This window comes from Kluyvera sp. NPDC087067 (genome assembly GCF_044745165.1).
Lineage (GTDB): Bacteria > Pseudomonadota > Gammaproteobacteria > Enterobacterales > Enterobacteriaceae > Kluyvera.
Genome location: NZ_JBIUZS010000002.1, coordinates 236,516 through 252,270, shown reverse-complemented (window position 1 = coordinate 252,270; position 15,755 = coordinate 236,516). Strand labels below are relative to the sequence as shown.

Annotated in this window: 17 protein-coding genes and 4 tRNA genes; 13 read left to right on the top strand and 8 right to left on the bottom strand. The window is 56.5% G+C overall.

Going from position 1 to position 15,755, the window contains the following annotated elements; translation table 11 throughout:
* Position 1 precedes the first annotated feature (1 nt).
* Genes ACIPDS_RS06605 through ACIPDS_RS06575 form a run of 7 tightly spaced genes read left to right on the top strand, consistent with a single transcriptional unit; the run spans position 2 to position 5,501 of the window.
* A complete protein-coding gene (locus ACIPDS_RS06605) occupies positions 2 to 781 on the top strand; it encodes a sirohydrochlorin cobaltochelatase (protein ID WP_400733956.1) in 780 nt (259 codons plus the stop codon).
* A complete protein-coding gene (locus ACIPDS_RS06600) occupies positions 778 to 1,491 on the top strand; it encodes a cobalt-factor II C(20)-methyltransferase (RefSeq protein WP_166515739.1) in 714 nt (237 codons plus the stop codon). Before ACIPDS_RS06605 ends, ACIPDS_RS06600 begins: the two co-directional genes overlap by 4 nt.
* Positions 1,488 to 2,225, top strand: a complete 738-nt coding sequence (gene cbiM, locus ACIPDS_RS06595) for a cobalt ECF transporter S component CbiM (protein WP_400733952.1) — start codon at positions 1,488 to 1,490, stop codon at positions 2,223 to 2,225. Before ACIPDS_RS06600 ends, cbiM begins: the two co-directional genes overlap by 4 nt.
* A gap of 1 nt (position 2,226) precedes the next feature.
* Complete coding sequence (locus tag ACIPDS_RS06590; protein ID WP_061283152.1) at positions 2,227 to 2,508, top strand: energy-coupling factor ABC transporter substrate-binding protein; 282 nt, start codon at positions 2,227 to 2,229, stop codon at positions 2,506 to 2,508.
* Positions 2,495 to 3,172, top strand: a complete 678-nt coding sequence (locus ACIPDS_RS06585) for an energy-coupling factor ABC transporter transmembrane protein (RefSeq protein ID WP_400734703.1) — start codon at positions 2,495 to 2,497, stop codon at positions 3,170 to 3,172. The genes ACIPDS_RS06590 and ACIPDS_RS06585 overlap by 14 nt, the downstream gene beginning before the upstream one ends.
* 8 nt (positions 3,173 to 3,180) lie before the next feature.
* On the top strand, positions 3,181 to 3,987 hold the full coding sequence (locus tag ACIPDS_RS06580; protein ID WP_400733948.1) for an energy-coupling factor ABC transporter ATP-binding protein: 807 nt from the start codon (positions 3,181 to 3,183) through the stop codon (positions 3,985 to 3,987).
* A complete protein-coding gene (locus ACIPDS_RS06575; protein ID WP_400733945.1) occupies positions 3,984 to 5,501 on the top strand; it encodes a cobyric acid synthase in 1,518 nt (505 codons plus the stop codon). Before ACIPDS_RS06580 ends, ACIPDS_RS06575 begins: the two co-directional genes overlap by 4 nt.
* Before the next feature lie 94 nt (positions 5,502 to 5,595).
* Here the strand turns inward: ACIPDS_RS06575 and ACIPDS_RS06570 are convergent.
* The 4 genes from ACIPDS_RS06570 to ACIPDS_RS06555 form a co-directional block, all read right to left on the bottom strand.
* Positions 5,596 to 5,672 (bottom strand) — tRNA-Met (locus ACIPDS_RS06570).
* A gap of 50 nt (positions 5,673 to 5,722) precedes the next feature.
* Positions 5,723 to 5,799: transfer RNA gene (locus ACIPDS_RS06565), tRNA-Met, on the bottom strand.
* Between the two features lie 50 nt (positions 5,800 to 5,849).
* Positions 5,850 to 5,926, bottom strand: a tRNA-Met gene (locus tag ACIPDS_RS06560).
* Positions 5,927 to 5,977: 51 nt separating this feature from the next.
* Positions 5,978 to 6,054, bottom strand: a tRNA-Met gene (locus ACIPDS_RS06555).
* A 210-nt stretch (positions 6,055 to 6,264) separates the two neighbouring features.
* Here ACIPDS_RS06555 and mltA point away from each other — a divergent pair.
* Together mltA and tcdA are read left to right on the top strand one after the other, a co-directional pair.
* A complete protein-coding gene (mltA, locus tag ACIPDS_RS06550; protein ID WP_166515744.1) occupies positions 6,265 to 7,362 on the top strand; it encodes a murein transglycosylase A in 1,098 nt (365 codons plus the stop codon).
* Positions 7,363 to 7,672: 310 nt separating this feature from the next.
* The gene (tcdA, locus tag ACIPDS_RS06545; protein WP_400733941.1) at positions 7,673 to 8,485 is read left to right on the top strand and encodes a tRNA cyclic N6-threonylcarbamoyladenosine(37) synthase TcdA; all 813 of its coding nucleotides are present in this window, start codon (positions 7,673 to 7,675) and stop codon (positions 8,483 to 8,485) included.
* On the opposite strand, the gene csdE is transcribed toward tcdA, so the two are convergent.
* Both csdE and csdA read right to left on the bottom strand, forming a co-directional pair.
* The gene (csdE, locus tag ACIPDS_RS06540; RefSeq protein WP_400733938.1) at positions 8,470 to 8,919 is read right to left on the bottom strand and encodes a cysteine desulfurase sulfur acceptor subunit CsdE; all 450 of its coding nucleotides are present in this window, start codon (positions 8,917 to 8,919) and stop codon (positions 8,470 to 8,472) included. The two genes, tcdA and csdE, sit on opposite strands and share 16 nt — an antisense overlap.
* Positions 8,919 to 10,124 carry a cysteine desulfurase CsdA gene (gene csdA, locus ACIPDS_RS06535; protein ID WP_400733935.1) on the bottom strand — a complete coding sequence of 402 codons (1,206 nt, stop codon included), beginning with the start codon at positions 10,122 to 10,124 and terminating at the stop codon, positions 8,919 to 8,921. Before csdA ends, csdE begins: the two co-directional genes overlap by 1 nt.
* A gap of 193 nt (positions 10,125 to 10,317) precedes the next feature.
* Between csdA and ACIPDS_RS06530 the strand changes: the two genes are divergently transcribed.
* The 4 genes from ACIPDS_RS06530 to rlmM all read left to right on the top strand — a co-directional run bounded on the left by ACIPDS_RS06530 (position 10,318) and on the right by rlmM (position 13,318).
* Positions 10,318 to 10,545, top strand: a complete 228-nt coding sequence (locus ACIPDS_RS06530; RefSeq protein WP_166515748.1) for a YgdI/YgdR family lipoprotein — start codon at positions 10,318 to 10,320, stop codon at positions 10,543 to 10,545.
* Positions 10,546 to 10,892: 347 nt separating this feature from the next.
* On the top strand, positions 10,893 to 11,810 hold the full coding sequence (gene gcvA / locus ACIPDS_RS06525; protein WP_166515749.1) for a glycine cleavage system transcriptional regulator GcvA: 918 nt from the start codon (positions 10,893 to 10,895) through the stop codon (positions 11,808 to 11,810).
* Between the two features lie 19 nt (positions 11,811 to 11,829).
* Complete coding sequence (locus ACIPDS_RS06520; protein WP_052282103.1) at positions 11,830 to 12,225, top strand: DUF423 domain-containing protein; 396 nt, start codon at positions 11,830 to 11,832, stop codon at positions 12,223 to 12,225.
* Positions 12,218 to 13,318 carry a 23S rRNA (cytidine(2498)-2'-O)-methyltransferase RlmM gene (rlmM, locus tag ACIPDS_RS06515; protein WP_400733929.1) on the top strand — a complete coding sequence of 367 codons (1,101 nt, stop codon included), beginning with the start codon at positions 12,218 to 12,220 and terminating at the stop codon, positions 13,316 to 13,318. Before ACIPDS_RS06520 ends, rlmM begins: the two co-directional genes overlap by 8 nt.
* Positions 13,319 to 13,510: 192 nt before the next feature.
* Here the strand turns inward: rlmM and xni are convergent, their stop codons facing one another.
* Together xni and ACIPDS_RS06505 are read right to left on the bottom strand one after the other, a co-directional pair.
* The gene (gene xni, locus ACIPDS_RS06510; protein ID WP_166515751.1) at positions 13,511 to 14,269 is read right to left on the bottom strand and encodes a flap endonuclease Xni; all 759 of its coding nucleotides are present in this window, start codon (positions 14,267 to 14,269) and stop codon (positions 13,511 to 13,513) included.
* A 115-nt stretch (positions 14,270 to 14,384) separates the two neighbouring features.
* Entirely contained in the window at positions 14,385 to 15,749 is a 1,365-nt protein-coding gene (locus ACIPDS_RS06505) for an L-serine ammonia-lyase (protein WP_400733924.1), read from the bottom strand.
* Positions 15,750 to 15,755: the final 6 nt, after the last annotated feature.

Genomic DNA, 15,755 nt, shown 5'->3' with positions numbered 1-15,755 from the left:
GATGAAAAAAGCCCTGTTAGTGGTGAGTTTCGGCACCAGTTACCCCGAGACCTGTGAGAAAAATATTGTCGCCTGTGAGCGTGCGCTGGCGGCAAGCTGCCCTGACCGTGACCTGTTTCGCGCCTTTACCTCCGGGATGATTATCCGCAAGCTCAAACAGCGAGACGGCATTGATATTGATACCCCGCTGGAAGCGCTGAAAAAGCTGGCCGAGCAGGGGTATCAGGACGTGGCGATTCAGTCGCTGCATATTATCAACGGCGATGAATACGAGAAGATTGCGCATGAAGTGCAGAGTCTGCGCCCGCTCTTTAACCGTCTGACTCTCGGTAAGCCGCTGCTGAGCGGTCATCAAGACTATGTGCGCTTGATGCAGGCGCTGGAGCAGCAGATGCCCGCGCTTAACGCCAATGAGAAAGTGGTGTTTATGGGCCACGGCGCCAGCCACCACGCCTTTGCTGCCTACGCCTGCCTCGATCATATGATGAGCGTCCAGCGCTTCCCGGCGCGCGTTGGCGCGGTGGAAAGCTATCCCGAAGTGGACGTGCTGATTGACAGCCTCAGCCAGGAAGGCGTGCGCGGCGTACACCTGATGCCGCTCATGCTGGTGGCGGGTGACCACGCGATTAACGATATGGCCTCTGACGAAGACGATTCGTGGAAAACGCAGTTCAACGCCGCGGGGATTCCGGCCACGCCGTGGCTTAATGGGCTGGGCGAGAACCCGGCGGTGCGGGCGATGTTTGTTGAGCATCTGCAACAATCGCTGGAGGTGGCATGAGCGGGAAACTGTATGCCTTAAGCACCGGCCCTGGTGCGGCGGATCTTATCACCGTGCGTGCGGCGCGCATTCTCGGCGCGCTCGATATTCTCTATGCCCCGGCGGGTCGCAAAGGCGGCGACAGCCTTGCGCTCTCTATCGTCCGGGAATATCTGGGTGAGCACACCGAGGTGCGCTGCTGTCACTTTCCGATGAGTGCCGACAGTGCTGAAAAAGAGGCGGTGTGGGACGACGTCTCCAGCGCGCTGGTGCGCGAAGTGGAGGCCGGTAAGCAGGTTGGCTTTATCACGCTCGGCGACGCGATGCTGTTCAGCACCTGGGTCTTTTTACTCAAACGCATTGGCAGCCCGCAATGGCTGGAAATTGTTCCCGGCGTGACCTCGTTCGCCGCCATTGCCGCGCGCGCGCAAACGCCGCTGGCGATGGAGCAACAATCGCTGGCAGTTGTCGCCTGCACCGCGCCGGAAGCGGAAATTGAACGCGCGCTGGCACAGCATGACAGCCTGGTGCTGATGAAGGTTTATGGTCGCTTCGCCCGTATCAAAGCGCTGCTGGCTAAAGCTGGCCTGCTGGAGTGCGCGTTGATGATGGCCGAGGCTACGCTGCCCGGCGAACAGTGCTGGCACAACCTTTCGCAGGTGGCTGATGACCAGCCGCTGCCGTATTTCTCGACCATTCTGGTCAACAAACAGTGGGGAGAGACAAAATGAAATTAGAGCAACAGCTGAAAAAGCTGTCGTTAAGCGGCCTTGCGGCGGCGCTATTGCTGCTGGTGGTGCCAGAGCAGGCGTTTGCGATGCACATTATGGAAGGGTTCCTGCCGCCGCTGTGGGCGCTGGCGTGGTGGCTGCTGTTCCTGCCGTGCCTGTGGTATGGGCTGGTGCGCTTGCGCCGCATCGTGCAGGAAGATAACAACCAGAAGGTGCTGCTGGCGCTGTGCGGGGCGTTTATTTTTGTGCTCTCCGCGCTGAAGATCCCCTCTGTCACCGGAAGCTGTTCGCACCCCACCGGCGTGGGGCTGGCGGTGATCCTCTTTGGCCCCGGCGTGGTGGCTATTCTCGGTGCCATTGTGCTGTTGTTCCAGGCGCTGCTGCTGGCGCACGGCGGGCTGACCACGCTTGGCGCAAACGGCATGTCGATGGCGGTGATTGGGCCGATCGTCGGCTATCTGGCGTGGAAAATGGCCTGTAAAGCCGGTTTTCGCCGCGATATATCGGTGTTTCTGTGCGCGATGCTGGCGGATCTGGCGACCTATTTTGTCACCTCACTCCAGCTGGGCGTCGCGTTCCCGGATCCGCAGGCGGGGATCGCCGGTTCAAGCCTGAAGTTTATGGGGATCTTCTGTCTGACCCAGATCCCGATCGCCATTGCCGAAGGGTTACTGACGGTGATGATCTACGACCAGCTGACCAAGCGTCAGTTGATCCCTGCACGAGGACGCTAAAATGAAAAAGACATTGATCCTGCTGGCGATGGTTATCGCGCTGGTGATCCTGCCGTTCTTTATCAATCACGGCGGTGAATACGGCGGCTCTGACGGCGAAGCGGAAAGCCAGATCCAGGCCGTTGCCCCGCACTATGAACCGTGGTTCCAGCCGCTATATGAACCGGCCAGCGGTGAAATTGAAAGCCTGCTGTTTACCCTGCAAGGTTCGCTGGGCGCGGCGGTTATTTTCTATATTCTGGGCTACTACAAAGGCCGCCAGCGCAATGATGACCGGGCTTGATAGGCTCAGCTACCAAAGCCGTTGGTTCCATTTGCCGCCGGAACGGAAATTTCTGTTCTGGCTGCTGTTGATGGTTCTGGCCTTCAGCCTGCCGCCGCTGGGGCAGGCGCTGCTGATGTGTTTTACGGCGGCGCTGACCTGCTGGCTGCTGCGCATTTCGCTGTGGCGGTGGTGTCGCTGGATGGCGCTGCCGCTGGGCTTTTTGCTGGTGGGCGTGGTGACGATTGTGTTTAGCGTCAGCCGCGACCCGCAGGCGCTGCTGGTCAGCATGCCTTTCGGATCGTTTCGGCTGGGTATCACCTCGGTTGGATTAGCCACCGCCAACGACACCTTCTGGCGCAGCCTGGCGGCGCTGGCGGCAACATTCTGGCTGGTGTTGAACCTACCGTTCCCGCAGCTGATTGTCCTGCTCAAACGCGCGCACGTGCCGCGCCTGCTTGTCGAACAGATCCTGCTGACCTGGCGCTTTATCTTTATCCTGCTCGACGAAGCGATGGCCATTCATCGGGCGCAAACGCTGCGCTTTGGCTACCGTAACGTGCGGCTGGGCTACCGCTCGCTGTCGATGCTGGTCGGGCTGCTGTTTACCCGCGTGCTTATTCGCTATCAACAAATGAGTACCGCGCTGGATATCAAACTGTATCAGGGTGATTTTCACCTTTAAGGACCCTCATGCTTGCCACCCATGACCTTTGGTTTCGCTACCAGGATGAACCGACGTTAAAAGGGCTGACGCTGGATTTTTCACGCCAGGCGGTGACCGGCCTGGTGGGGGCGAACGGCTGCGGAAAATCGACGCTGTTTATGAACTTAAGCGGACTGTTGCGGCCGCAGCAGGGCGCGGTATTATGGCAAGGCAAAGCGCTGGATTACAGTAAGCGCGGGTTGCTGGCCCTGCGTCAGCAGGTTGCCACGGTCTTTCAGGATCCCGATCAGCAAATCTTCTATACCGATATCGACAGCGATATCGCCTTCAGCCTGCGTAATCTGGGCGTGGCGGAAGAGGAGATTGCCCACCGCGTTGATGAGGCGCTGACGCTGGTCGACGCTCAGTATTTTCGTAAGCAGCCTATCCAGTGCCTGAGTCACGGGCAGAAAAAACGCGTGGCGATTGCCGGAGCGCTGGTGCTGCAAGCGCGCTATTTACTGCTAGACGAACCCACCGCGGGGCTCGACCCCTCAGGACGAGCGCAGATGATTGATATCATCAAGCGCATCGTTGCGCAGGGCAATCATGTGGTGATTTCCAGCCATGATATTGATTTAATTTATGAAGTCAGCGACGCGGTGTATGTATTACGCCGGGGTGAAGTGCTGGCAGCGGGAGCACCGGGTGAGGTGTTTGCCCAGCGCGAGTTGATTGAGCAAGCGGGTTTAAGCGCGCCGTGGCTGGTTAAGCTGCATGCGGAGCTTGGGCTGCCACTGTGTAAAACCGAGGCGGAGTTTTTCCGCCGTATGCGTGAAAAAGGAATCCAATGACTCAGGCCATTATGTTGCAGGGCACCGCATCCGACGTCGGCAAAAGTATGCTGGTGGCGGGGCTGTGCCGAATCTTCTATCAGGATGGCCTGCGCACCGCGCCGTTTAAATCGCAGAATATGGCGCTCAATTCCGGCATCACGCCGGACGGCAAAGAGATGGGACGCGCACAAATTTTCCAGGCTGAAGCCGCCGGTATTGCGCCGGACGTGCGCATGAATCCAGTCCTTCTCAAACCGACCAGCGACCGCAAAGCGCAGATTGTGCTGATGGGAGAAGTGGCCAGCAATATGGATGCCGTCAGCTATCACGACTACAAGCCGAAGCTGCGCGAACAGATCCTTTCCGTTTATCAAAGCCTGGCGCAGGAGTACGACGTGCTGGTGCTGGAAGGGGCAGGCAGCCCGGCGGAAATTAACCTCCGTGACCGCGATATCGTCAATATGGGGATGGCCGAGATGGCGCAGTGCCCGGTAATTCTGGTGGCGGATATCGACCGTGGCGGCGTTTTTGCCGCCATTTATGGCACGCTGGCCTTACTGCAAGACCATGAGCGTGGGCGGGTGAAAGGCGTCATTATTAATAAATTCCGCGGTGACGTGGCGCTTTTATATTCCGGCATCGAACAAATTGAAGCTCTAACCGGCGTGCCCGTACTGGGCGTAATGCCGTGGCTGGACGTTGACCTCGAAGATGAGGACGGCGTGGCGCTACAAAAGGGAAAATACCGCCATATTGCTCAACGTGAGATTGACGTGGCGGTGGTGCAATTACCGCACATTTCGAACTTTACCGACTTCAACGCGCTGGCGGCGCAGCCGGACGTGCGCGTGCGCTACGTGCGTCACGCCGAGGATTTAGCCGGAGCCGATCTGATTATTCTGCCGGGCAGTAAAAATACGCTTGGCGATCTACTGTGGCTTCAGGACAGCGCGCTGGCGCACGGTATTTTGCAGGCGCAACGCCAGGGCGTACCGGTACTTGGCATTTGCGGAGGTTATCAGATGCTGGGCGATACGCTGATTGATGAGGTGGAGTCCGGGCTGGGAACGCTGCCCGGTTTAGGGCTACTCAATACCGTCACCCGCTTTGCGCCGCAAAAAACCACCACGCAGGCGACGGCGGAGCTTAATGGCGCGCTGCCGGGCTTGCTGGCGTCAGCCTCCGGGATGGCGCTACGCGGCTATGAAATTCATATGGGCGAGACCACGTTGCAAGAAGGCGCTCAGGCTTTGATGCTGCTTTGCAAAAACGGTAAGTACAGCGCGGACGGTGCGGTGAGTGAAGATGGTCTGGTGTTTGGCACCTATCTTCACGGCCTGTTTGATAGCGATGCGTTTACCCGCGCGCTGGTGAATGCTCTGCGTGAGCGCAAAGGGCTGGCGGCGCTGGACGCTGATTTCCATTACGCCCGTTACAAGATGCAGCAGTTTGATATTCTGGCAGAGTCAATGCGTCAGCATATTGATATAAAAAGGATTTATGAGATTATGCGGGAACATCAGGAGGCGTAGTGACCGGCGGAGCGCCACGCTTTGGGTGTGGCGTAAGGTCTTGAGACGCTGAATGACGGGCAAAAAAAAACACCCTCGTGGGTGTCATTTTAATTGGTTGCGGGGGCCAGATTTGAACTGACGACCTTCGGGTTATGAGCCCGACGAGCTACCGGGCTGCTCCACCCCGCGTCCGTCACTACTCTTACATCGAGCAATGCTTACTGCTTTTACTGCTTAGTTGGTTGCGGGGGCCAGATTTGAACTGACGACCTTCGGGTTATGAGCCCGACGAGCTACCAGGCTGCTCCACCCCGCGTCCGTCATTACTCTTCCATCGAGTAATGTTTGCTTCTGTTACTGCTTAGTTGGTTGCGGGGGCCAGATTTGAACTGACGACCTTCGGGTTATGAGCCCGACGAGCTACCAGGCTGCTCCACCCCGCGTCCGAGCACTACTCTTCCATCGAGTAATGTTGACTTCTTTTACTGCTTAATTGGTTGCGGGGGCCAGATTTGAACTGACGACCTTCGGGTTATGAGCCCGACGAGCTACCAGGCTGCTCCACCCCGCGTCCGTGGAAGCGCACTATACTCCGCTGAACATTTGTTGCAACCCATTTTTGATATAAATCACTCATTTTTTTACAGGTTGTCTGGATTTGGCGTGAATTGCGTTTTTTTTGTGCAGATTTATTGCAAGCGGGCGTTCACGCATTTCAATACCCCTGGCGGTTTGTTATCTTCATCGGGCACTTTCGATTATGCGGAAAATAGAAGACACCATGAAAGGACGTTGGGCAAAATATGCAGTAACAGGGGCAATGCTGGCGATGCTGGCGGCCTGTTCGTCAAAACCGACCGATCGCGGTCAGCAGTATAAAGACGGGAAATTCACCCAGCCTTTCTCACTGGTCAATCAACCTGATGCCGTGGGCGCGCCAATCAATGCCGGCGATTTCGCCGAGCAGGTTAATCAGATTCGTAACGCTTCTCCGCGCCTGTATGGCAATCAGAGCAATATTTATAACGCGGTGCAGAAGTGGCTGCTTGCCGGGGGCGATACCCGCACCATGCGCCAGTACGGCCTGGACGCCTGGCAGATGGAAGGCACCGATAATTACGGTAACGTGCAGTTCACCGGCTACTACACGCCGGTCGTGCAGGCGCGCCATACGCGCCAGGGCGAGTTCCAGTATCCCCTTTATCGTATGCCGCCGAAGCGCGGGAAGCTGCCGTCACGTGCCGGGATTTATGCCGGACAGTTAAGCGACAATTATGTTCTGGCCTACAGTAACTCCCTGATGGATAACTTCATCATGGACGTGCAGGGCAGCGGATATATTGATTTTGGTGATGGCTCGCCGCTGAATTTCTTCAGCTACGCGGGTAAAAATGGCTGGCCGTATAAAAGCATCGGTAAAGTGCTTATCGATCGCGGCGAAGTGAAACGCGAAGATATGTCGATGCAGGCTATCCGCCACTGGGGTGAAACACACAGCGAAGCGGAAGTGCGGGAATTACTTGAGCAGAATCCGTCGTTTGTGTTCTTTAAACCACAGTCTTTCGCGCCGGTGAAAGGGGCGAGCGCCGTGCCGTTGATTGGCCGTGCGTCGGTGGCCTCTGACCGCAGCGTGATCCCGCCGGGAACCACCTTGCTGGCCGAAGTGCCGCAGCTGGACAATAACGGTAAATTTAACGGGCAGTACGAGCTGCGCCTGATGGTCGCGCTGGATGTGGGCGGGGCGATTAAAGGCCAGCACTTTGACATCTACCAGGGTATTGGTGCGGATGCCGGGCATCGCGCTGGCTGGTATAATCACTACGGACGCGTGTGGGTGCTGAAATCAGCGGGCAACGCGGGTAACGTATTTAGCGGTTAAGTACGGGGTTTCCCCGGCGTCGCGTTGCTCGGCCGGGCTACTGTTCCGGTGATGCGTTGCCTGGCCGGGGGACTGTGCCGGTGTTTCCCCGGCGTCGCGTTGCTCGGCCGGGCTACTGTTTCGGTGATGCATTGCCTGGCTGGGGTACTGTGGTGGTGTAGGCCTGATAAGCGTAGCGCCATCAGGCAATGCCGCACATGCTGCCGGACGGCGACGTAACGCCTTATCCGGCCCACGATGTTTTTTTTGATGTAGCCCGGCCGAGCGTAGCGACGCCGGGAGCGCTCGATATCAATCTATTTGAGGTTTTATGTCTGTGGTTATCAGTGACGCCTGGCGTCAGCGTTTTGGCGGCACGGCGCGTTTATACGGCGAAAAAGCCCTACAGGTTTTCGCCGATGCGCACGTTTGCGTGGTAGGTATTGGCGGTGTAGGGAGCTGGGCGGCGGAAGCGCTGGCACGTACCGGCATTGGCGCGATCACGCTGATTGATATGGACGATGTCTGCGTCACCAACACCAACCGGCAGATCCATGCGCTGGGCGGCAACGTCGGGCTGGCAAAAGCGGAAGTGATGGCGGAGCGTATCCGACTGATAAACCCCGAATGCCGCGTTACCGTGGTGGATGATTTCGTCACCCCGGAAAACGTCGCGGAGTATATGGGGGCGGGCTACAGCTATGTCATCGACGCTATCGACAGCGTGCGCCCTAAAGCGGCGCTCATCGCCTACTGCCGCCGCTATAAGGTGCCGCTTGTGACCACCGGCGGTGCGGGCGGACAGATTGATCCGACGCAGATCCAGGTCAGCGATTTAGCGAAAACCATTCAGGATCCGCTGGCGGCTAAGCTGCGCGAGCGGCTGAAAAGCGAATTTGGCGTGGTGAAGAACAGCAAAGGAAAACTCGGCGTGGACTGCGTATTTTCAACCGAAGCGCTGGTCTATCCGCAGTCAGACGGTTCCGTTTGCGCTATGAAAAGCACCGCGGAAGGGCCAAAACGCATGGACTGTGCGTCAGGTTTCGGTGCGGCAACCATGGTCACCGCCACCTTTGGCTTTGTGGCGGTCTCGCATGCGTTCAAAAAAATGCTCGCGAAAGCGACACGTCAGGCCAGCGTCTGACGCGCTGCATCCACCATCGCTTCGCAAAGGGCCGTCAGGCCCTGAGTGCGTGAGGCGCTAAGCTGCCCGCGTAGCCCCAGCTCATCAAACAGGTCCAGCGGATCGTTTTCAAGGATCTCCGCTGGCCGTTTGCCTTCCACGGCGGTCAACAATACCGCCAGCAGCCCGCGGACAATTCTCCCTTCGCTATCGCCAAAGAAGTGCAGCGTGCCATTGTCTTGCAGCGCGTACCCCAGCCAGACGCGGTTTTCGCAGCCGGGGATCTCTTGCGCCTGCGCTTTCAGCTCGTCCGACAGTACAGGAAGCTGCTTACCCAGAAGAATCAGCTGGCGGTACTTATCTTCCCATTGAGAAAGCGCGCCAAACTGCTGACGTAACGTTTCTGGCGTTACGGTAGTGCCGAACGGGTGTCCGGCAAGCAAAGAAGTTGTCATCAATCCACCAGAAGTTCGAGTGCACGGTCGACGGCGCTGACAAGCGCCTGAACATCGTCCTGCGTATTATAAGGGGCGAACGAGGCGCGTAGCGTACCGCTGACGCCCATCGCTGCCAACAGCGGCTGGGCGCAATGTTGACCGGCGCGTAATGCAATGCCGTACTCTGCCAGCAGCGTGACCATATCGCTGTGATGGACGCCCGCGAAATCAAAGGCTAGCAGGCTTGAGTCCTGACAGCGAAACGATCGAAAGCCCGGGCGTTTTGCTAATTCGTCCTCTGCAAGCGTGGCTAAGCCACGGCTCCAGGATTCGGCCTGCTGAATATCGATATCACTCAGCCATTCGAGCGCCGCGCTCAGCCCAATAACTCCCGCCACGTTAGGCGTCCCGGCTTCCAGTCGGTACGGGACTGGCTGGGTAGTAAAGCCGTCAAAGGTCACTTCACTAATCATCTTACCGCCGCCAAGCCAGGGCGTCATGGCATCCAGCAGCTCGCTTTTACCATACAGCGCGCCAATGCCGGTTGGCCCGTAAAGTTTGTGGCCGGAAAACGCGTAAAAGTCGATATCCAGCGCCTGAACGTCCGCCGGGAAATGCACCGCGCCCTGCGCGCCGTCGACCATCACCACCATCCCTGCCTGATGCGCAAGCGTGATGGCAAGCGCCAAATCCGGGCAACCGCCGGTCACGTTGGACATTTGCCCCAACGCCAGAATGCGGCTGCGGGGAGTAATAAGCGTGGTGAGTTGCGCAACGTCCGGCACATGATCAGCGGCTAAGGGCAGCTGTACCACCTTCGCCCCCGTTTGCTGAGCCACCATCAGCCACGGCACCAGATTTGCATGGTGCTCGGCGACGCTCACGATAATCTCATCGCCGGGTTGCAGGCGAGGGCGCGCGTAGCATTGCGCCACCATATTGATGGCCTCGGTGGTGCCGCGAGTCCACACAATATCTTTGCCGCTTGGGGCATTGAGTAAACTCGCTACCTGCGCACGGGCGGCCTCGTAGCGCGCGGTTAAGCGCTGTGCCTCGGCAAACTGGCTGCGATGAACGTTACCTGCGCTTAGCGAGTAGAAATGATTTGTCGCCTCAATAACCGCCTGCGGTTTTAGCGCCGTGGCGGCGCTATCAAGGTATACCCCGGCATCGTGCAGGGCGGGAAACTGTGCGCGAAACTGCGCGGGAGAGAACGCGTTCATGAAATTCCTCATATCGATGGGCCGATCGTCGCGCAAATCAGGGCTGGATACAAGGTCTGTACTAACCGTAAGAAAATTCTGTTTTTTCTGGCGAAATCCGACCAGTGTCTTATGCTATTTAATGTTAGGCAAATGTTTATGCCTGTTACCGAATATGAGTTTAATAGTATAAATCGCTTAAAGGAGTATGAAGATGAAAAAGACTGCCGCAATTATTTCTGCCTGTATGCTGACTTTCGCCCTGAGTGCATGTTCTAGCCCGAACTACGTAATGCATACCAATGATGGTCGTAGCATTGTCTCTGAGGGTAAACCGCAGACGGATAATGATACCGGTATGATTTCGTACAAGGACGCTAACGGCGTTAAACAGCAGATTAATCGTAGCGATGTGAAAGAGATGGTCGCGCTGGGTAAATAGCGATATCGCAGGCAAAAAAAAGCACCGCAATTTGGCGGTGCTACATTAATCACTATGGACAGACAGGGTAAATGTACAGGAAGTGAAAAAGGGTAGCCTTGCTACCGTGATCTGAATTGCAGACCAATTGCAAACACAACAACACAACATCACAACCGTAAGCCAAAAGCCCACCAGAACACGCATTCCGATAAAACTTTTCGTTCCGGCTCAGGAAGTGCCGCCATCATAGGTATTTGCTGGTAGAAGCTCAACGGACAAATTATAATGTCTCAGATAAAAAAAACTAATAGGTTAAAGAGTGTTTCCTATTTGTTAAAATCAATTAACAATTGAGTTCTGGGACTATGTCAAAGCGTTTGCCACCCCTTAATGCATTACGTGTATTTGATGCTGCAGCACGGCATTTGAGCTTCACGCGCGCGGCCGATGAGCTTTTTGTGACGCAGGCCGCAGTAAGCCACCAAATCAAGTCTCTCGAGGATTTCCTGGGGTTAAAGCTGTTTCGTCGGCGTAACCGTTCGCTGCTTCTCACCGAAGAAGGGCAGAGCTATTTTCAGGACATCAAAGAGATCTTTTCGCAATTAACTGAGGCAACGCGTAAACTACAGGCACGCAGTGCGAAAGGTGCGTTGACGGTCAGTTTATTGCCCAGTTTTGCTATTCAGTGGCTGGTGCCGCGCCTCTCAAGCTTTAACTCAGCTTATCCGGGAATCGATGTCAGAATCCAGGCTGTCGACCGTCAGGAAGACAAGCTTGCGGACGATGTCGACGTGGCCATTTTTTATGGTCGCGGGAACTGGCCGGGGCTACGCGTGGAAAAACTGTACGCTGAGTATTTACTCCCCGTTTGTTCTCCGCTGCTGCTCACCGGTGAAAAAGCATTGAAAACGCCCGCCGATTTGGCAAAACATACGCTGCTTCATGACGCTTCCCGTCGTGACTGGCAAACGTATACGCGCCAGCTCGGGCTAAACCACATTAACGTGCAGCAGGGGCCAATTTTCAGCCATAGCGCCATGGTGCTACAGGCTGCCATTCATGGACAGGGCGTTGCATTGGCGAATAACGTCATGGCGCAGTCTGAAATTGAGGCGGGTCGCCTGGTGTGCCCGTTTAACGACGTCCTCGTCAGTAAAAATGCTTTTTATCTGGTTTGCCATGACAGTCAGGCAGAACTGGGTAAAATAGCGGCCTTTCGTCAGTGGATTCTGGCGAAAGCGGCGCATGAGCAAGAAACTTTTCGTTTTCGATACGACCAATAATTGAATTTAGGGTAATACCATGACCAGCCGTTTTATGCTGATATTTGCCGCCATCAGTGGCTTTATTTTTGTTGCACTGGGCGCGTTTGGCGCGCACGTGCTGAGTAAATCGTTGGGCGTTGTAGAGATGGGCTGGATCCAGACCGGTCTGGAGTATCAGGCATTTCATACATTAGCGATTTTTGGCCTTGCGGTGGCGATGCAGCGCCGCATCAGTATTTGGTTCTACTGGAGTAGCGTATTTATGGCGCTGGGAACCGTGCTGTTCAGCGGTAGCCTCTACTGCCTGGCGCTCTCCCATTTACGCCTGTGGGCGTTTGTGACCCCGGTGGGTGGCGTGAGCTTCCTCGCCGGTTGGGTTTTGATGTTAATTGGTGCTATTCGACTTAAGCGTAAGGGTGTTGTTCATGAATAAGGTTGTGCTGTATTGCCGCCCTGGGTTTGAGAAAGAGTGTGCTGCGGAAATTACCGACAAAGCCGGGCGTCGTGAAGTTTTTGGCTTTGCGCGCGTGAAAGACAATTCAGGCTATGTGATTTTCGAATGCTATCAGGACGGTGATGCGGATAAGCTCGCGCGCGACCTGCCGTTTAGTTCGCTGGTCTTTGCCCGCCAGATGATTGTGGTGGGGGAGCTGTTAAAAGATCTGCCGCCGGAAGACCGCGTTTCGCCTATCGTCGGCATGCTGCAAGGCGTGGTGGAGAAGGGTGGCGATTTACGCGTGGAAGTGGCGGATACCAACGAAAGCAAAGAGTTGATGAAGTTCTGCCGCAAGCTCACCGTACCGCTGCGTTCCGCGCTGCGTGAAGCTAAGGTGTTAGCGCCGTATGAAACCACCAAGCGCCCGGTGGTACACGTGTTCTTTATTGCGCCGGGATGCTGCTATACCGGTTATTCCTATAGCACCAACAACTCGCCATTCTATATGGGCATCCCGCGTCTGAAATTCCCATCCGACGCGCCAAGCCGCTCGACCCTGAAGCTGGAAGAGGCATTCCACGTCTTTATTCCTGCCGATGAGTGGGACGAGCGTCTGGCAAACGGCATGTATGCCGTTGACCTGGGGGCTTGCCCGGGGGGCTGGACCTATCAGTTGGTGAAACGCAACATGTGGGTATCGTCTGTGGATAACGGCCCAATGGCGCAAAGCCTGATGGATACCGGCCAGGTGACCTGGCTGCGTGAAGATGGTTTCCGCTACCGCCCGACGCGTAACAACATTTCGTGGATGGTGTGCGATATGGTCGAGCGCCCGGCGAAGGTTGCCGCGCTGATGGCGGAATGGCTGGTTAACGGCTGGTGCCGTGAAACGATTTTCAACCTGAAGCTGCCGATGAAAAAGCGTTACGAGGAATTGTCGAGTAACCTGGCGTATATCCAGGAGAAACTGGACGAGAATGGTATCAACGCGCAGATTCAGGCGCGTCAGCTGTACCACGATCGTGAAGAAGTGACCGTTCATATTCGCCGGTTGTGGGCAGCCGTTGGTGGTCGTCGCGACGAACGCTAATCCCTGCCATCCCGGCGGCGCTGCGCTTGGCCGGGCTACAATCGTGCTCGAATGTGGGTATTGACAACCTGTAGGCCTGATAAGCTACGCGCCATCAGGCATCACCGAGCACATTGCCGGATGGCGGCTACGCCTTATCCGGCCTACGCCAATTGGTAGCCCGGGCGAGGCGTGTATGCCGACCCCGGGGAATTAACGTCCCGCCAGCCGTAGCTGCTGCAAATTGCCGTCGATATGCAAATCCGTCTGTAGCCGGGCAATGTCCCGGCATAAAAACGCCATCTCCCGATGCGCTTCCAGTTTTTTGCGCCACTTGTCCGGCACTTCATCTAACCGCGCATACAGTTCTTCCAGCGTGCCAAATTGTACGAGCAACTGCGTAGCACTCTTCGCGCCAATACCCGCGACCCCCGGTACTTTTGAACTGCTGATTCCCGCCAGTCCCCAGTAGTCGGGCAACTGCTGCGGGAGCACGCCAAACTCTTTGTCGATAAACGGCGCATCGAGCCAGCGTTTCTGGAAATAATCGCGAATCTGCAACGTGGGGGAGAGTAGCTGGCAGTAGCCTTTATCCGTTGAGACAATCGTTGCCTGGTGCCCCGCTTGTGTGACCTTGACCGCGAGTGTCGCGGCTAAATCATCGGCCTCATTACCGGCAGAAACCCAGCAGCCTACGCCGCGCTGTTCAAATGCGGCGCGTAGGGCGGGCATTTCAGCATGTAGCTCGTCAGGCATGGGCGCGCGCCCCGCTTTATAGTCCGGGAGTCGCTGGTGTCGCCAGCCGCTATTGCGCGCCTCATCATCGAATACCGCGACCGCATGCGTCGGCTGGCTGTGAACAATCAGCAGATCCAGCGCGTGTTGGCAGGTTTCTACGCAGGGGGAGCCCTGCACGGCATGAATGCGGCGGATTAAGTTGAGTGCGTCAACGATGAGCAAATGAACGGCCACGCGGTGTTCTCCCTAACAAATTAGACGCTAAGGGTAACATTGCTGGCAAAGTGAGGCTATTGGCGGGGAGTAAAACGGGAAGAGGCCTCGCAAAACGAGGCCTCTGGGGAAGTGCTTAGTCGCAGGAGACTTTCATTGCCAGACCGCCGCGAGAAGTTTCGCGATATTTGGCATTCATGTCTTTACCCGTTTCGTACATGGTTTCAATGACTTTATCGAGGCACACGCGCGGCTCGCTGGTGCGGCGCAGCGCCATACGTGCGGCGTTTACCGCCTTCACGGAGGCGATTGCGTTACGCTCGATACACGGAACCTGAACCTGACCGGCAACCGGGTCACAGGTCAGACCGAGGTTATGTTCCATGCCGATTTCCGCGGCGATGCATACCTGCGCTGGGCTACCGCCCAGAAGCTCCGCCAGACCGGCTGCCGCCATCGAACAGGCTACGCCCACCTCGCCCTGGCAGCCAACTTCAGCGCCAGAGATTGACGCATTCATTTTGTACAATGAGCCAATGGCGCTGGTGACCAACAGGTAACGAGCCAGTGAGTTGGCGTTAACTTCACGGATAAACTTGTCGTAGTACGCCAGCACCGCCGGAACGATACCGCAGGCACCGTTCGTCGGCGCCGTCACGACGCGGCCACCGGCCGCATTTTCTTCGTTAACCGCCAGCGCGAACATGTTGATCCAGTCAACGACCGCCATCGGATCGCTGTTTACTTTGTCCTGGCTGACCAGCATACGGCGCAGCGCGGCAGCACGGCGAGGAACGCGCAGCTTACCAGGCAGAACACCCTCGGTGGTGGTGCCGTGCTCGATACCGCCTTTCATCACCGCCCAGACGTCGGCAAAGTGTTTTTCCAGCGCTTCTTTGCTGTGCAGGGCCAGTTCGTTTTGCATCATCAGGCCTGACAGTGACAGACCCGTTTCGCTGCAATGACGCTGTAAGTCCGCCGCGTTTTTATACGGATACGGCACGGCGACCGGCGCATCGTCCTGCTGGCCGAAATGCTCTTCATCGACGATAAAACCGCCGCCGATGGAATAATAGGTTTTGCTGTAAACCGCTTTATCACCCGCCAGCGCGGTGATACGCATGCCGTTTTCGTGCAGCGAGAGGTTGTCCGTGTGGAAGTTCATACACTGGTCAACCGGGAACTCGACTTCGTGTTGCCCGTCCGCCAGCAGCAGGCGACCGTGAGTGTTCACGTCCTGGATAAATGACGGAATAGCATCGATATCGACCGTATCCGGCAGATTTCCTGCCAGACCCATAATAATGGCGATATCCGTATGGTGACCTTTACCGGTCAAAGAAAGTGAGCCGTATACATCGACGACCACGCGAGTGATATCAGCGAGGATCCCACGCGCAATCAAGTCGTCCGTGAATTGTTTGCCTGCTTTCATTGGCCCGACGGTGTGCGAGCTGGAAGGACCAATGCCGATTTTGAAAATATCGAATACGCTAATCATGAGGCG

What these genes read in the sequence shown, in the direction of transcription:
- gcvA (WP_166515749.1), top strand. Translation starts at nt 10,893, where the DNA reads ATGTCAAAGCGTTTGCCACCCCTTAATGCATTACGTGTATTTGATGCT.
- ACIPDS_RS06585 (WP_400734703.1), top strand. Translation starts at nt 2,495, where the DNA reads ATGACCGGGCTTGATAGGCTCAGCTACCAAAGCCGTTGGTTCCATTTG.
- csdA (WP_400733935.1), bottom strand. Translation starts at nt 10,124, where the DNA reads ATGAACGCGTTCTCTCCCGCGCAGTTTCGCGCACAGTTTCCCGCCCTG.
- ACIPDS_RS06520 (WP_052282103.1), top strand. Translation starts at nt 11,830, where the DNA reads ATGACCAGCCGTTTTATGCTGATATTTGCCGCCATCAGTGGCTTTATT.
- ACIPDS_RS06605 (WP_400733956.1), top strand. Translation starts at nt 2, where the DNA reads ATGAAAAAAGCCCTGTTAGTGGTGAGTTTCGGCACCAGTTACCCCGAG.
- ACIPDS_RS06590 (WP_061283152.1), top strand. Translation starts at nt 2,227, where the DNA reads ATGAAAAAGACATTGATCCTGCTGGCGATGGTTATCGCGCTGGTGATC.
- ACIPDS_RS06580 (WP_400733948.1), top strand. Translation starts at nt 3,181, where the DNA reads ATGCTTGCCACCCATGACCTTTGGTTTCGCTACCAGGATGAACCGACG.
- csdE (WP_400733938.1), bottom strand. Translation starts at nt 8,919, where the DNA reads ATGACAACTTCTTTGCTTGCCGGACACCCGTTCGGCACTACCGTAACG.
- ACIPDS_RS06575 (WP_400733945.1), top strand. Translation starts at nt 3,984, where the DNA reads ATGACTCAGGCCATTATGTTGCAGGGCACCGCATCCGACGTCGGCAAA.
- ACIPDS_RS06600 (WP_166515739.1), top strand. Translation starts at nt 778, where the DNA reads ATGAGCGGGAAACTGTATGCCTTAAGCACCGGCCCTGGTGCGGCGGAT.
- ACIPDS_RS06505 (WP_400733924.1), bottom strand. Translation starts at nt 15,749, where the DNA reads ATGATTAGCGTATTCGATATTTTCAAAATCGGCATTGGTCCTTCCAGC.
- mltA (WP_166515744.1), top strand. Translation starts at nt 6,265, where the DNA reads ATGAAAGGACGTTGGGCAAAATATGCAGTAACAGGGGCAATGCTGGCG.
- cbiM (WP_400733952.1), top strand. Translation starts at nt 1,488, where the DNA reads ATGAAATTAGAGCAACAGCTGAAAAAGCTGTCGTTAAGCGGCCTTGCG.
- ACIPDS_RS06530 (WP_166515748.1), top strand. Translation starts at nt 10,318, where the DNA reads ATGAAAAAGACTGCCGCAATTATTTCTGCCTGTATGCTGACTTTCGCC.
- tcdA (WP_400733941.1), top strand. Translation starts at nt 7,673, where the DNA reads ATGTCTGTGGTTATCAGTGACGCCTGGCGTCAGCGTTTTGGCGGCACG.
- rlmM (WP_400733929.1), top strand. Translation starts at nt 12,218, where the DNA reads ATGAATAAGGTTGTGCTGTATTGCCGCCCTGGGTTTGAGAAAGAGTGT.